The 16,415-nt window shown below is 36.4% G+C and carries 6 protein-coding genes; 4 read left to right on the top strand and 2 right to left on the bottom strand.

Features of this window, described 5'->3' with window-relative positions; translation table 11 throughout:
- Positions 1–1,300: 1,300 nt before the first annotated feature.
- Positions 1,301–3,181: a hypothetical protein gene (locus tag LEP1GSC049_RS214340; protein ID WP_016560891.1), complete on the bottom strand. Its 1,881-nt coding sequence runs from the start codon at positions 3,179–3,181 to the stop codon at positions 1,301–1,303.
- Between the two features lie 33 nt (positions 3,182–3,214).
- On the bottom strand, positions 3,215–4,210 hold the full coding sequence (locus LEP1GSC049_RS214335) for a glycosyltransferase family 2 protein (RefSeq protein ID WP_004750398.1): 996 nt from the start codon (positions 4,208–4,210) through the stop codon (positions 3,215–3,217).
- Positions 4,211–4,387: 177 nt separating this feature from the next.
- Here LEP1GSC049_RS214335 and LEP1GSC049_RS214330 point away from each other — a divergent pair, with 177 nt between their 5' ends.
- The 4 genes from LEP1GSC049_RS214330 to LEP1GSC049_RS214315 are packed head-to-tail and all read left to right on the top strand — an operon-like array spanning position 4,388 to position 16,116.
- Positions 4,388–4,729 (top strand): STAS domain-containing protein, encoded by a 342-nt coding sequence (locus tag LEP1GSC049_RS214330; protein WP_000695903.1) that lies wholly within the window; start codon positions 4,388–4,390, stop codon positions 4,727–4,729.
- Between the two features lie 22 nt (positions 4,730–4,751).
- A complete protein-coding gene (locus LEP1GSC049_RS214325) occupies positions 4,752–7,745 on the top strand; it encodes an LIC_11026 family protein (protein ID WP_016560890.1) in 2,994 nt (997 codons plus the stop codon).
- Between the two features lie 13 nt (positions 7,746–7,758).
- Complete coding sequence (locus LEP1GSC049_RS214320) at positions 7,759–8,355, top strand: hypothetical protein (RefSeq protein ID WP_004759624.1); 597 nt, start codon at positions 7,759–7,761, stop codon at positions 8,353–8,355.
- Between the two features lie 3 nt (positions 8,356–8,358).
- Complete coding sequence (locus tag LEP1GSC049_RS214315; RefSeq protein WP_016560880.1) at positions 8,359–16,116, top strand: PD40 domain-containing protein; 7,758 nt, start codon at positions 8,359–8,361, stop codon at positions 16,114–16,116.
- Positions 16,117–16,415 lie beyond the last annotated feature (299 nt).

Genomic DNA, 16,415 nt, shown 5'->3' on the forward strand with positions numbered 1-16,415 from the left:
ATTTAGATTTCAATATTAAATCTGTGGGAATTACGACAAATCCTCTGTAAAACTGAGTTCCCGCCTTATTTTTGGGTGGGGGCGGAGGTGGAGAAATTCGGAAGACTTTTCTCTATCAGAAAAACATGCTTTTTGCAAGTAAAAAGACTCATTCTTGTCGGAACACTTGAAAAATGTGCGTTTTTGAGCCTTCTTATTCTAAAATCCTATTCAACTTGTGGGTAAGGTTATGGCTCTCTATGGATCGCGTTTGAAACTCAGTAAAACGCTCTCTATGGATCGCGTTTGAAACTCAGTAAAACGCTCTCTATGGATCGCGTTTTAGGATTTAGATAAGAATTGTTTTATACGTTATATCAGTTATAGTTAAAGATTATTAATTTTGATTTCATTGTCAGGGATGTTATCACTACAACAAACATTCAGATGTGATGTTTTTATGAGAACTCCATATTTGATTAGAAATTTCTAAAGGATTATCGTTTATGTTTTTCGAGGTTTTGAGACATAGCTTTATTATAAAATATTAAATGAAGACTTGAAAAGAAGAGATAACTCCTACAAATTACGTCGCATTACACATTTTTAAATATTCAATCTTAGTGATTAGAGTTCCTGCATTTTTAAAATTTATCTGTAAAATTTAAATTTGTGAAAAAAAGTCGTTACGGATTCAGTCTTTCAAACGAATCCTTTTATCATCGAAATTTTTTATAGTAGTTCCCACATTTTAGTGCTTATGCGAAAAAATTAAGTTTTATAAAGCGGATTTCTTATACTCGAACAAGTTATTTGAACCTAAATTAACGTGAGCAGGGTGTAAGAAAATAAGAAAGAATTTTCTAAAAGTAGTAGTTCCCACATTTTAGAAAAAAATCTGCAGGTTCAGATTCCAATTTTTTTTCAGAAAAATGAATCATGGATTTCTTTACGAACTCACGTTAAAATATAAATTTGTGGTAGATTAAGTCGCATTACAGATCTTTAAACATTCATTTTTTGTGACTCGAGTTGGGGAGTTCCTCATTTTATTTTTTATGGAAAGATCAGGTTTTTATAAAACGAATCTCTTACGCCCTGCTCACGTTAAATTAGAAGACTCCACGTTCGTTGTGTTTTCAGACTTGAAACAATAGATCGGTTTGTTCTTATTTTTAGTTCTTCTGAAATAAAACTGGATTCTAAGTTTTCTAAATCTTAGTAATTGAATCACTTCTGGCGGTAATGTATTTTTAAAAAATGTGATTCTTTTTTATCCTGAAAAGTTTCTCGAATCAATCGTGTGGATTGTTGACCTGGGTCATTGTATCGAGTATTCTCTCATACAAAAATTTCCAGAAGGATGTTTGTATTCTTTTTTAAGAGTTGTACTTTTACCTACGGCTGCAGAACGAATTCCAAACTTATCCATCATTTCTTTTTGACCACAAGTGGGGGTAATTACAAGTGCGGACGAAAATTCTTCCCAGGATTTCCATTTGTGTCTTGAATCGTTTCTATATTTACCTTTTGAGAGAGTTTTCATTCTCATCAACAAATCGATTTCGGATGCAAGTAATCTGCCTTTTTTATCGAAGTTAAATTCTTCATGAAACCCATTGAATACGATGTATCTTCCATCTGGCGAAATTTTTTCTGTTAAATCTTTTGCGGGTTGAAATAGATCCGTCCTAAAACCTTTCAGACAAAAGTATTGAACCTTTTCAAAACTGTCGCTTAACAATCCGCCTTCTCTTACATACAAACTGCTGCTCCAAACGAACACTATGGTTCCGAACACGATCGCTGCGTATTTTAGTTTTTTAGAATCTTCTTCTATAAAACGGAAAACCCAAAGTGAAAAAATCGTAAACAAAGCGGGTAAAGGAGCAAATACGTGGCGTAACTGTTTATTACCAGTGGTGGCGTCTATAACCAAGTATTGCAAAAATAAAATACTAGTAACCGCGACTAATGGATCTTTCAATGTCTGAGAGATCGAATAAAAAAAGTTTCCTTTGTTTTTTATTCGGAAGAATATTAAAATTAAAGCAAATACTCCGAAAAAGAAAATTCGAAAAACCCAAGGTTCCTGGAAAACGTGGCTGACTGGGATTGTGGAAGAAGGAGAGGAAAATAAGGCTAAGATAAAACTTTTTACAAACTCGTTTACGATCATCTGAGCGTTGATCAGACTCATTACTCTGTCCGGATTACTAAAAATCCAAGCTAAAGAAGGAGCGATCGCATACAGATAAAATACTCGGATGGAAGATGGAGTGATCTTTCTCCATTCTTCCCTTTTGGAGTAGAGAAAAAGATTAAAATCGATGAATAATAACACAGTGCAGTAGTAGATTACGAGTTTGAATTTTCTTTGATCCAGGTTGATGTTTGTCGTGACCCTTAAAACGGGAAGGGAAAGGACGAGCAGAACGACAAATACTATAAAAACCCTTCTGGCACCTTTGTATCTTTCATTTAATAAAAATTTTAGAATATTATAATATTCTTTGTTTTTTGAAAGGAGTTCGTAGAAAAAAATTGCGATGAATAATAAAAGCCCGTATGGATATTTGGTAAAAAACAAACCAAAAAGGGAAAGGAAAACGGACAATTCGATTTTTTCCTTTTTTTCAAATGGATAACGAAACGGATCTGGATAGGTATAAGAATACACCTTATAAAGAGTATAATAAGTCCATAATAGAAAAAACATTCCTTGAGTTTCCAACATAGAGGATAAACTATAGGAAGGGGTTTCCGTAGTATGAAGAGTCAACGCCAAGGTTAAGATGGAAGTTAAGCCCGCTTTCCACAAGGAACCGGTGATTCTATAAACGATATAAAGAATGGAAGGAAAACAAAGTCCGTAAAAGACGAGGCCCAACAAAGAATCTTTTTCTGTGATCGACATATCTCCAGGGATGATTAAAAGAATCAGAGAGAATAAAGAACGAAGAGGGGGCCAAGTAGGGGATTCTAAAAATGGAAAAAAAGCCCTCCAAATTCTGAATTCTCTAAAATCTTGATACTGATCTAAAACTACGTTTAGGCGAATGTTTTCGTCCCAAGTCAAGATGTCCTTCAGAGTGCAGGTTCTGATGAAAATTTCCCAATGACGAAATCCCATATAAAATGTAAGACCCAAGGCAAACAAACACAACAAAATGCCCGGAATTAGGAATTTGTATTTTTTCATATTCAGCTCCAGAGTGGGAAAATCCGGAAATGTCTAGGATTTTCTCTTCTTAGTCTTTCGTTTTTGAGAATCGGAAGAATAGACGTCTTCGATCACGTATAAAGGTCTGTTTTTAGATTCGTCGTTTACTCTACTTAAATATTCGCCGATCATACCTAACGCGAGAAGTTGTATTCCACCTAATATGAGTACTACGATCATCATGGAACTCCAACCAGTGATCGTTTCGGAAGTGAAAATTTTCAGATAAATGACGTATAACGCGTATATTGCTCCGCAAAAAGCGGTAAAAAAACCTAGATACGAGGAAAGTTTAAGGGGTGCCGAGGAAAAGGAAGTAATTCCGTCTAACGCGAACTTGAGCATTTTAGCCACGGAAAATTTGGTGCTACCTTCGAAACGTTCTTCTCTTTCGTATTCAAGTCCTATCTGTTTGAATCCGATCCAAGAGATAAGTCCTCGGATATAACGGTGTTGTTCCCTCATGGAAGAAAGAACGTCCGTAACCCTGCGGCTCATGATTCTGAAATCTCCCGTATCGATCGGAATGTCGAACCGAGTGATTCCCTTTAGGATTCTATAAAATATGTGAGCGGTTAAAAGTTTAAACCAAGATTCTCCCTGTCTTTTTTTTCGTTTTGCATAAACTACGTCATATCCTTCGAGTAACTTAGAATATAGATCGCATACAAATTCAGGGGGATCTTGTAGATCTCCATCCATCACTGCTACGGAAGTTCCTAAAGCGGTGTCGATTCCTGCAGTAATCGCAGTTTGGTGGCCGTAGTTTCTGGAAAGATTGACTAGTTTATATCCTTGTGTTTGAGAGCAGAATTTTTTCAGAACTCCGAAACTTTCATCTCTCGAACCGTCGTTTACAAAAAGAATTTCTAGATCTTCTTTGCGAAAAGAATGTTTAGATGATAAAAGATTTTTTAAGATCTCAAGTCTTTTAGTAAGTTCCGGAATTGTTTTTTCTTCGTTGTAGATTGGAATGACTACGGAAAGGAGAGGAGGTCTTTCGGCCATAATATGTAACCGTAAGAATCACAGGAGTGGACTTTTTGTCCAGAAATATTCCCAGCGTTTCTAACAAACTATTGATTCAAAGGTTTTTGTCGTCATTTTTAGTGCTCCGCGAAAAATTCTCTTTACAAATTGTCAGGAAATTAAACTATATTTGCATCCAATATCCAAGTCAGGGTTATGAAAATTAAAGTCACCACTAAAAACGACGTCCACATCATCAAGATTGAAGGGCCGATAAAAGCGGGAAATGAGTTCGAGTTAGGTCAGAAGATAGAAGAATATATTTCCAAAGGTGACGTTCCTAAATTTATCATCGATCTGAAAAAAGTTCCTTTTATCAACTCAGCCGGTTTAGGTATGTTTTTGAATATATACAAACATATAGACGGCTTAAAAGGTAGAATGGTTTTTACCAATTTAAATTCCGATATTGAAAATCTAATGGAGATTACAAAACTTGCGAGCATCTTCGAAATTTATAAGACGCTCGAAGAAGCACTTGAATCCTTCGAATACTAATTGATCCTCTTTAAAAAAGTAAGTGGAAATATTTAAACTTCATTTTCAAAAACATAAAAAAGTTTATTTTTTCCTACTGAGTCTATTTATTATTTACAAACTTGTCTTTAACCGTTATGCGGGACAGTTCTTACTTTCTAAAGTATTGCAGGGTTCTATACGAGGCACCGCTAACTTTACGGTAACTCAATTTTCTCTTTTTTATGGAATTGCGTTTGAAGACTTAGTATTAAAATCGGATTCAACTTTTGAAGAACGTCCGGTTCTTTCCATAAAAGAGTTGGAACTTTCCTACAATCTACCTTTAATTTTATTGGGAAGAGCTAAGTTATCTAAAATCGCTATTGTAGGACTTAAGATAGATCTCAGACAAAAAGGTGGAGAATGGAATCTGTCAAAATTATTTCCTACCTCTTCTCAACCTTCCGAGGAAGAGGACAAGTCATCCTCTCCTTTAGAGGAAATATCTACGATCCTTCCTGTTAGCGCTTATCTCAATTTAGAACTAAAGGATATATTTGTACACGTTTCGTCCGAATCGGGTTTGTCTTCTTACAAAGCAGGATTGGAAGGATTTTTTCTTGCTTTCGAGTTGGATACGGTTCGGTTTCGAAAAATTCCTTTGAATGTTCGAATTTTTCAACTAATCGATGTTATACGATTTAGAATGAATCCTGAAAAAACGGTTCGAATCTATTTTGAAGACAATTCCAAGTCGTTAGATCAGCCTTTTAGACTTGGATTAGAATTATCCCGGAAGGTTCCAGGAGGAGTATTCGTATCCCAAGCGGATATAGGTGCGGATTCAATTCCTATAAAAGTACAAAATAAATTACTCGCTCCTTTTGGTTTTGGTTTCAGATATAAACTAGGTTATTTGGAAAAAGAAGACAAACTCAAACTGGAAACCTTAGAATTCAAGGTAAACGAAGACGTTTGGTTATCTGGTGCGGGAGAAATGACCGGGGTTTCCTCCAAAGAAAGAAACGTTCAATTTGGGATCCAAAAGTCTTTGATCCGTTTAAAACCACTTTCCGATTTTTTATCTACGGTTCCGGGGATTCCTAAGATGAAGTTGGACGGAGAGTTGAGTCTGGCTCCAATTACCATTTCCGGAAAGGACACTCGGTTGAAAGTGGAAGCGGATATTGGAGCAAAGGATCTTTTGATTTCTATCGGTGGGAAAAATCACAAAATTCCTAAGTTCAAACTTTTAGCTGATTTTATACTTCATCCGTTTACTCAAGAAACACCTAACGCTAGTAAACCGATTCCTATACTTGAAAGTCTTACGTTGAAGGAACTGTCGGTAGATTATAATGGAATTCAACTGGCGGCGACCGGAAACATACTGAAAGGTTCCCGGTTGGATTTGGATCTTACGGTTCAAAATCTAAATCTATCAGATTACGTAAAGACTCTAAACGGAGTTTTGGGTTTAAAAATGAATGTGGCTGGAATATTCAATTCTTTGAATGTAGTTGGAGCCGTTCAACTTTCTGGTTTTCGTTTCCCGATGGGAAGAGGAAAATCGTCTCCGATTCCGGTAAATCTGGATCTAATATCCAGAATTCAATTTTCAAAACCGTTTGTTCCGGATTTGGTTCGTTTAGATTCTATTTCTATTTCTACCAAAGGTCTGGAAGGAAAGGAATCTCTTAAAATTTCATCCGTAGGAAATTTGAGTTTGGAAAAAGGATTTAGGATGAATCTAAATTCTTTGATAATCAAAACGGAGTTGGATCGCCTAACGCCTACACTTCCGTTTTCTCTTAGGGAAAGTCTGGTCCCTGTCAGAAATAATTTAGGAAATCAGATCATTTTAACCGGAGGGATGGACTATTCCATTTTGGACGGCACTCAGTCTGTATCCGGTAAACTTCTATTTGATCTACCTGGAATTCAGGTAAGAGATCTTAGAATGGATTTAAATCTGAAGATAGCAAAAGATTCTTCCATTACTCTTTCTAATTTTGATCTTACCGCTTTTCAATCTAAGTTTAGAATCGTGACCAAAGGAGTTTTGAAAAAGGTTTCGGAAGGAGGAGAACTGATTCCCGACTTGGAGGGAAATATACAATTAGGATCGGATAAACCGACGTATCTTTTTAAGGGAATCAATTTCGAAGGGCTTTTTGCAATTCGTTTCCGGCTTAAAAATTCGATTGCAAGTGGAACTTTGATTTCTAAAAACTCTAACTTCGGTTATGCGAACGAGTTTTGTCCTGGAGAAGATTGTAAATTGTATCGGATTGAAGGTTTGGACGCGGAGTTTTCGTTTGTTCACGATCTTTCTGTTAAAACGACCCGCAATCTTATCGATGGAAACAAGGAAAAGTTTATTCGCACTTATGGAAGAATTCCCCCTTCTAACTTTACGATCAAACAAATCATCGGAACCCATCCTTCTATCAGTGGAATCCCTTTCGACTACGTAAAACCTAAAAACGGTCAACCCGGTTTGTCTGCCAGAATCGATTATTCCGAGAACTTTCTTAAATTAGAATATTTGAAAGTGTTTACTTTGGACGGTCTTGTCAACGGAAAAGACATACTCGTAAACGTAGGAGGAGGAGATCCGGAAAAGATGGAGTATAGCGCTGTCGTTCAGATAAAGGACATCGATTTAAAACAACTTCTTCCGGCTAAAAGGAGATCCAAGATAGACGACGGAAAGATCAAGGCGGATTTAAACGTCTCCGGTCGAAATTTGGCGGACCCAATTCCGAATGTAAATCTATTCTTCAGCGTTTTTCAAATAGGTCAGGATTTTGCAAAAAGTGCGGTAAATATTTTTACACCTTCGAATATATTCACCGATTTTATCTATAACAGTTATGCCGTGGACAAGATCGAAGTGGAGTTGTCAAAGGGACTAGTCTACGCGGTTATCGGTTTTAAACGTTCCGTTTTAAACACGATCATCAATTTAGAAAACAGCCAAATTTCTCAACAGAGAATGCCTCTCGCCAATTTTCTTAAAAGAGCAAGGTCCGAAGTGGATACGTATCGATGAGAAGGGGATAAAATTGAAAAATCAAAATATTCTAATATTATTATTTTTTATTTCTGGGATTTTTTTGACGGATTGTGTCATTAAATCTCCTTTGATTACGTTTACTCAGACTCAGACGGCCGCGGAAAAACAGATGATCGGAGAGGATCGTATCTTGGAAAAAGACGGTTGGCTCATTTCTTCCGTCAAAAATTCCTCTGCTGGCGCCGAAGTTTGGAAAAAGGATTTTTCGGGTGAGAATTACGCTTTAGGGGATAAGAATATTCTAATGTCCTTAAAAGCCCTCGCTTATTTGGCTCCGGAAATTAGAACCTGGAAAGAGGAAGGTTTTTTGGCGGAAGGATTGGACGGTAAACTTAGAATCAATCCGGCCGCTTCCGAAGCGGGAATTAAAAACGAACTTTCTAAGGCGGATATTAAGTCCAGACTTGAATCTTTGATTTCTCTTACCAATGAACATAGAAATAAAGTGGTTTTTGGTCGTTTTGAAAACGACTCTAAAGCCGTTTCTAAGGAAAAGTCGGAACATTTAAAACTGACTTGGTATCGACTTGTGGAAAAAGGGGAATTTTACGAAAAGTCTCCTGGCAAGTGGACTCGTAAGGAGTAGATTATGATTCGATTTGGAATCTGCTTCTTTAGTTTTTTCTTTTTTTATCATTGTTCTGTCTTTCGAGCGGCTTCCAGAATTAAACCTTTGGAATTCAATTATACTTCCATCGCCGTAAATTATTTTACTCCTGAAAACGAGAAGCCATTTCCTCTTACTGTGCAAAGGGGAAATAATTTATACAATTCTACCACGGCAGACGGAAGTTATCTTTTTTATACAACTGGTCAAAAGGGGAACTACGATATTTGGTTTAGAGATTTGAAAAGTTCGATTACGGTTCCGGTTACCACTCATCCCGCTCCTGAATATAAACCTGCAATCAGTCCGGACGGAAAAAAGTTGGTTTTCGTGTCAGAACAATACGATTCTTCTGGAGATTTGATTTTACTCGAGATGAATCCTAGTTTGTGGGCGGAAAAAATTCTTCAGGGAAAAAGGTTTATAAATTCAAACTTTATAATATTAACAAATTCTAATTATTCTGATGCCGGTAAAAGGGATTCTTACGTAGATACGGACCCTTTTTTTGCGCCGGATGGACGTCATTTGGTGTTTTCTACTGATCGCCTAACACCGGGAATACAGAATTTAGTCGTTTTGGATACGGAAGGTAAGGAACCAATGAAATTGCTGACTCAAAAAGGGGGAGCTTCTCCGTTTTGGTCCAGAGACGGTAAATCGATCGTTTATATTTCGTATCAGGATGGGGTTTTTGGAGACGTGTATCTTCTGGATCTTTCTTCCGGTAAAAACGAAAGACTCACCAAGGATTCTTACTTAAATTTTTCTCCGTCTCTTTCGGAGGATAAACGGTATTTGTATTATACTTCGATTCAAAACGATACAAATCGAAATAGCCGTTTGGACGAAAGAGACAATAGTCTGATTGTAAGAAAGGATCTGGAAACTGGCGCGGTTCGCAGGTTGACGTCTGGTAACGACTCTTTGTTCGATTCTAGATTTTCTTCGTTTAACGGCGGTTCTATTTTATTTACTGCAGCATATTATAATACTCTAAATATTTATTTTATTCCAGCGTCAGGTTCCGTATCCAAGGAGAAAGACATCATTTCCCAATACGAACTCGCATTGAAATACAAGGAAAAACAGAGTTTTGAGGATTTTCTTTTGGCGATAGACGCGATCGAATTTTATTTTTCGCAAGATCCGATTTATCCTTTGATTGCCTCCAAAGCCCTACTTTTAAAATATGAAGAGGCAAAAAACTCCGGAAGAACTACAATTGCAGAAAACGCAAAAAAAGAAATTTTGTCTTCCCGTTTAAACCCGGTTTATGGATTGGCCTACGGTTTATTTCTTTCCAATGAAAAAAAACTTACCGTTTCCATTCAAGAGTTGAGGAAATACTACGAACAAATTCGAACCGTTTCAGATACCGGAAAAAATTTATTGGCTTCTCTTTTAGAGGAAGAGGGGGATCTGGTTCGAAAATCGGGGGATTTTCAACATTCTTTAAAAGTATATGATGAAATTATAATTCATTATCCGGATTATTATCGGATTCGGGACGTTTATCGAAAGTCGGGAGATCTACAGTATAAAAATACCCATCTACATCGTTATAAAATTCCAGAACCGTTTTTCAGTGTGGCAAACGATCCTAACGCGCGAAAAGAGGACTTAAAACTTTTATACGAACGGATTGATGAGGAAGTGGTTGTTGGAAAAAGTTTTTCGGAAAAAATAAATGCCGCAGAAATTTCGATCGAATCTAATTCCCTTGAAAATAAATCTCCTAGGTTGTTTCAATATTTCTTATATATTAAATCTCTAGGTCTAAACGGAAAAGGTTCTTTCGAAGAAAGTAATTCTTTATTGAATACGTTTTTATCCAAGGTTGTAACAAGTGATCCTCTTTTTTTAAAAGTACATCTTCTAAAATCAAATAATTTTAAAGGACTAGGAGAGGTTCAAAAATCTTTTGATGAACTTAGGATCTACTTAGAAAAATACGATCCTCTTTTAGGCGTAGACTTGGAAGAAAAAGAAATAGAACGTTCTTTTATCTATTTTGAAAACAAAGCTAGGGATCACGATCGAAGAGGAAACCTTCAAGACGCTGCGTTTCATTATTTTTACAATACCGAAAATATGTTTTTAGTAAAAAGCAGAAACCTATTTCTGGAAAGTCTTTATAAGGAATTTGCGGTTTATTATCAAAGGATGATGGTGGACGCGGTATTTAAGTTGTCCGGTTCCTTAAGCGAAGAAAGAAAAAAAGCCGTTTTGAATCAACTAGACGTGATTGATATTGCTAAGGTCGATCCGCTTGCGGAGGAAGGACTTGTTTATATCAATCAATACTATAAAGAGGCCGTTCCTAGGGCCAGACCCGTTTTGGATCTGGCTACGTTATACGGTTATTCGTATTATCTGATCAACCGAAGTGTGATTCGTGAAACGTATTACAATTCTACTAAATCGATGACCTCTTCTAAAAAAGAAGAGATCCTCAGAGATTTTAAACAAGCTGAATATGAATTACGATGGATTATCTTTGCGGACCCGAGATATTACGAGGCTTATCAACTTTTAGGTTGGATGTATCAGTATGTGGATATATTAAAAAATAGGAAATCCGAGGAAGATCAACCCAATGACGAAGAAAAGTATATAAACGTTTATGAAAAATATTTTCCTGAAAAAAACTTCGAAGAAAACATAGAATTATACAGCCAGGTTCTGGAACTTTTAGGAGATAATTTCGAAAATAAAAAAGCCCTTTCCGATCTTAGATTGAATCTTGGAAATAATTATTTTCTACTGAAAAATTATCCTAAAGCGAACGAACAGTATTCCAAAGTAGATTCACTTTCAGATTATATTATTTCCAAAACACAGTTCGAAGATTATCGTCAAAAGGCGATCTTTCTTTTTAACTCTGCTAGGTCTTCCATTTATGTGGCCGATTATAAATCCGCGATTCAAAAATTAAAAGCGGCTTCTGATATCTACTTTAGAAACGAATCTAAAAAAACAATCGTTGGCAAAGATAGCGCGGAAAAACTAGAACAGTATAAATTCAAACTCGCTCTTTTATTCACGTTAACCGGTCTTTCACATATGGAAGCGGGGGAATATTTTAATGCGGTTCCTTATTACAAGGATGCGCTTTCTTTGAACGGAGAAAATGGATGGATCGATCCGGTTAATCTTCACAACGGATTGGCGCTTTGTTACCAAAAATTAGGAAAGTATAAATTATCAGAATTGCATTTAACCAAAGCGGACAAAATCGTCGCTGATAGGATTGGAACTGGTTGGATTCCAAAAGGAGTTAAACTCGCTTTTTGGGATTATTTTTGGGACTGGGTCTGGGAAGTCGCTCTGCCGGATGGAGTTCGTATTTCTGGAGAAGGAAGATTTCCGGAAGCTATTTCTCCTAAGTTTCAACCTTTGATGACCAGTGGAATCCGAGTAAATAATTTAATCGCGTCGATGGAAATAGAAGGAGCTATTGAAGAAATTAATTCCAGGCTTGCTTATGTGAAATCTAAGGGCCTGGGGGCCACGTTAGCCGGTTCTTTGATTGGAGCCAATTCTTTAAACGATTTAGGGTATTTACATTTTAAAAGGGACGAATTTCAAACCGCCATCGATGTTTATGAACAGGCCGAAAAATTTGAAACCGAAAAAGGATTTGCGGCTAAAGCTAGAACTTCTTTTAAAAGAAGACTTTATTCCTACTTTGGTCATTTAGAAAATACAAACGAAGATCCGGAACTTGAATTGAAAACTTTACGTTCCGCCGCGGAACGTCTTCTTTCCTCTAAATCTGATTTTATAAAAGTTTGTTTGGGAGATGTACGGTATCAAGAAGAGTTGATACATTCCGAGACTAAAAAATGTATATTAAAGTTTTATAATTCTTTTTCGGATCACGATCCTACTTTGGCCCTGATCTATTACTATCAGGGGGAACAATTTTCTAGAATGGGGGACGTAGTTTCCGCTTTTGAATTTTTTGGAAGGTCCGCGGGACTTTTGGAAAATCCGTCCTTGGTTCCTAAGGAAGTAGTGGGGCTGGCGGATGATCCGTATTCTCGAAAAGAGAGACTTTCCTATTCGATCAGCAGAGCTAATCTTTACGTTCGATTGGAGGATTCACAAAAAGCGATCTCTGCTTTAGAACTCGCATCCGAAACCGCAAACGAATTTTATTATATTCAAGAATGGATCGAGGCATTGGTGACTCAAGCGGAGATTTTTAGAAAGGAAAAAAACGATTCCAAAGCCAAGGAAAAAATCGACAGGGCTAGTGCTCTTTTATTGTCTCATCCTCATTTAATAAACGAGATTAAGTATTTTATAATATATAAACTTTTTAAAATTCAATCCGAGCTCAACTTTCAATCCGGAAAATTTTTGGACGGATTTAAGAGTTTGGACCGACTCCATAAATTAAAACTCTATCGTCAGTTTATTAAAATTCCGCACGAATCGGAAGATCCAAATTTTACGGAAAACATAACAAAATTACAGAACTTAGTCAGAAAACAGAAATTTTACTATTCGGCGATTCAAAACGTTTTGGAAAAAAAGGAAAAGTCTGAAAGTTTACTTAAAAACTACGTTCAACTTTCTAAGGATTTAGAAAAAGAACTGGGGACTATCAGTCGTACAAACCAGGACTTGGATGGTTATTTGGGAATATTTATCGAGGAACCTTCTACAACTTCTTTGTTAAATGTAAATGAAGGTTATCTTAGAATCGAGTCCTCGGAAGATAAGATAAGAATCTATCGAGCAACCTCGTCCTCGGAAGAATACTTAGATCACACCGGAAAGTTGGAAGACGTTTTGAGTCGGATTTCCAACTCTGGAAAAATTCCTTTTGTTTCCAAAAAAGTTTGGTTTGTTCAGCTCGGAGATCATATAGACTTCGAGAAAATTCGAAACTTTCTTCCGAAAAAATTTTCTTTGGTTTTTAGACCTTCTCATTTGAAACCGATCCGAGAAAAAGACCGGAGAAAGGCGCGTAACGTTGCGATTGTAGAAGGATCACCTAATTTTAAATCTTCTCTTTCTGTAAAAAAGATCGCTCCGAACCAGGTATTTTCTATACATTTAGATACGGATATGCTCGTATCTCCGTTTCCAAATATAAATGAAGATAATTCTTTCGGTGAGAGTTTATCCGAAAAAAAACTTGCGGTTCGGGATCTTTTTCACAATCAAAATGAAATTTCTTCGGCGCTTTTTTACGAACAAACAAAACCGCATCTTGGAAAAATTTCAGAACTGTACGAGGTGCTAAGCGCATCAGGAATTCGTAATGTTATAATTTGTAATGTGAATGACTCTTGTGGCACCGTCTTTCCCGAGAACGTGTTTTTAGGGGAAAATTCTGGAAGTTTATTTTTGGGTTCCAGTATATTAAGAAAAAAAGATGCACCTGTGTCTTTGGAAAATCTGCGTTTGTTGGCGAGGGAAAACGAAAGGAAAAACAACGTAAGAGAGGCATATACACACGCTTTTTCGTATCGGTCCTTTTTAAAAACGGAGGATGTATTTTTGTCCGGGGAATTGGATGTTCTTCGTCTCAAGTGGAAACTTTCTCCGGAAACTACGATGGAAGAAATTTACGGCGATCTTTTACAGGATACAAAGTCGAAAACCGTAAAAGATTCGATTTTATTTTCGGCGCTTTTGAACTGTTATTTAGATAAAAATCTTTCCGATTGTAGTTCTTATTCTTTCGAAGATATAATCGATCTTCAGAAAAAAAATCTTTTAAAAACTTTACATTTATTGAAGAGCGGTGTTTCCGTAGAACCTTTATCTTTAAAAGTTTCCGATAAAACTATTTTTTCTTTTTACGATCCTTATTTATATTATAAGAATATTCTAAAAATTGCAAGAATCAATTACGAGCCAGAAGTGGGTGAATTTGCCGGTAAACTCGCGCTTGAATTTACTAACGATCCGGACGAAATAAGAACTGTGGAAGAAATCCTTCAAGGATTGTACGCTCAAAAATATTTTTTACAAGGAAACGCACTTTCTAAAAATCAGATCCGCAGAAAAGAAGAATTATATTTGATTCTTTCGGGAAACTGGAAGGAAGCACTTAGAATTCTAAAGGAAAAAGAAGCCGAAGAAGACACTGGAAAATTTAGAGAAAGGTTATTCCAAAATTGGAGAAGGGAAATTACGGGAGCTTGGTTTTCTCCATATTCTCTTTATTCGGAGGTTTACGGAAATTCTTCTAAGTTGTTCGAGTCTTTGGATGCGGAAGAAAGAAGTCTTTTGTATCATTTGATTTTATATTCCGTTCCGTTTCAAGAAAACGAAGAATTGGATTTACTCGCCGAATCCTTGGTGGAATACGAGTGGAATACCGGAGCAAAGTCCAGGGCTCTGCGTATGGTACTTGGTTATTCTCAAGCCTTGTTTTCCAGGGGGGAGTTATCTAAAAGTAAGGATTGGATGGATAAAATTGGTTCCCGCTATAAAACGGAGTCCAAAAGTATATTCAAAGATAAGAATATTCTAAATAGTAAATTGTTATTTCATTTGGGTAAGATTGCAGAAGGAGGCGAAAAAAACGAATGGCTTTTGCTCTACGAAAGTGCGGCTTCTAAGTCTCCGAACGAGTTTATCGAATTTCTAAATTCTACGATCAGATCCAAACGTGGAAATCGTTTTAGTTCTAAGGAGAGAATGGAACTTTTGGATTGGATCGTATATTTGCAAAAACTTTGTTTTAAGAAAAACAATTCAGAAGTATTCTTTGATTTAGTTTTGGCAAAAGATCTTTTATCTCTTACTCGACCCGTGGTATTAAATTCCGTTCCCGATTATAAGGACATTCCTGTTTTTGTTTCCGTCTCTGATAAACTCAAAGAAAAACTTCCAGTGGATCAGGAATTTCTTGCCGTGATGGATTTAGGACTTGAGACCTTTTATATCCGTTTTTTAAAAGGAAAATCCAAAGGAGATCTTGCGTTTAAGGATAATCGTAAACTCAGGGCATCTTTGTTTCAATATTTAGAAGAGGCGGCGAAAGGTGGTTACGAGGTTCTACTTAGAGAAGAACTTGAAAACGAATATAGAAGAAACGTTAAACTTGCAAAAAATAAACTTACTTATCTTTATCTGAGTTCGTATCATTTTAGGATTCCTTTGGTTCCAAGAACCGAAGATAAATTTTATCTGGTAAATGATCCTCAGTCTTTAGTTTCCAATCCAGTCGTTTCCACAAAGGAAGAATTTAATCCGGAGTATCGAATTCAATTTTTAGAAAATTCTAAACTTTCAGAAAGTTGGAAGAAGTCTCTAAAAGAACTCGAGGTTTTTGAGGCGGGTTCCGGTAAGTTAGGTTCCGATTCTAAAAGTCGTCTTTATATTTTACAGGACCCTTTAGAAATCGTTGATCAGGTACATTTAAGTTTAGGCGGAAAGGCGCTCTCTGATTCTTATGACTCTCCGAAAAAAGGGAATTGGATTTTTACCTCTTCTTTTTTAGATGATGAATATTATGATATTCTAAATTATAGGGACTCTTTTTATTGGATCTCTCAGAATTTTCAAAGTCCTGGTGTGATTTTTATTGGAGAGCAGACAGATACGGCCCACGTTGACTTTTTGAAACGTTTTACAAAACGGAGCGTGGCCAAGGTTCCTCTTTATATCCGTTTTCAAGAGGCATTAGACGCAGTTAAAGAAGCATATCCTTTGGATCGGATTTGGAACGGTTATAGGCTTTATACGAATAGTCTTATATTAGAGGAATAAGTTTTAGATAGGGCTGGATAATATATCTGTTAGGTGTTGTTTTTATTATGCGTTTGCCCCAAAACCGCAAAATGTGGTAACTAACTACGGAAATTTAATGACATTAGAACTGCTTGAAAGTTCGCAAATTGCCAAATGTGACCTGTCGAGCGCCCATAGAAGCGAGACGCTGAGTTTCCACCGACCATAGAAGCGATGCATTGAGTTCCACAAAAATGTAGTAGCTACTACATTTGATTAAAAATTCCTAAAGAATTATTGTGTGAAATTTTCTTTGAGGTTTTGGAACAAGCTCTGAT

The organism is Leptospira kirschneri serovar Cynopteri str. 3522 CT (assembly GCF_000243695.2).
GTDB lineage: Bacteria > Spirochaetota > Leptospiria > Leptospirales > Leptospiraceae > Leptospira > Leptospira kirschneri.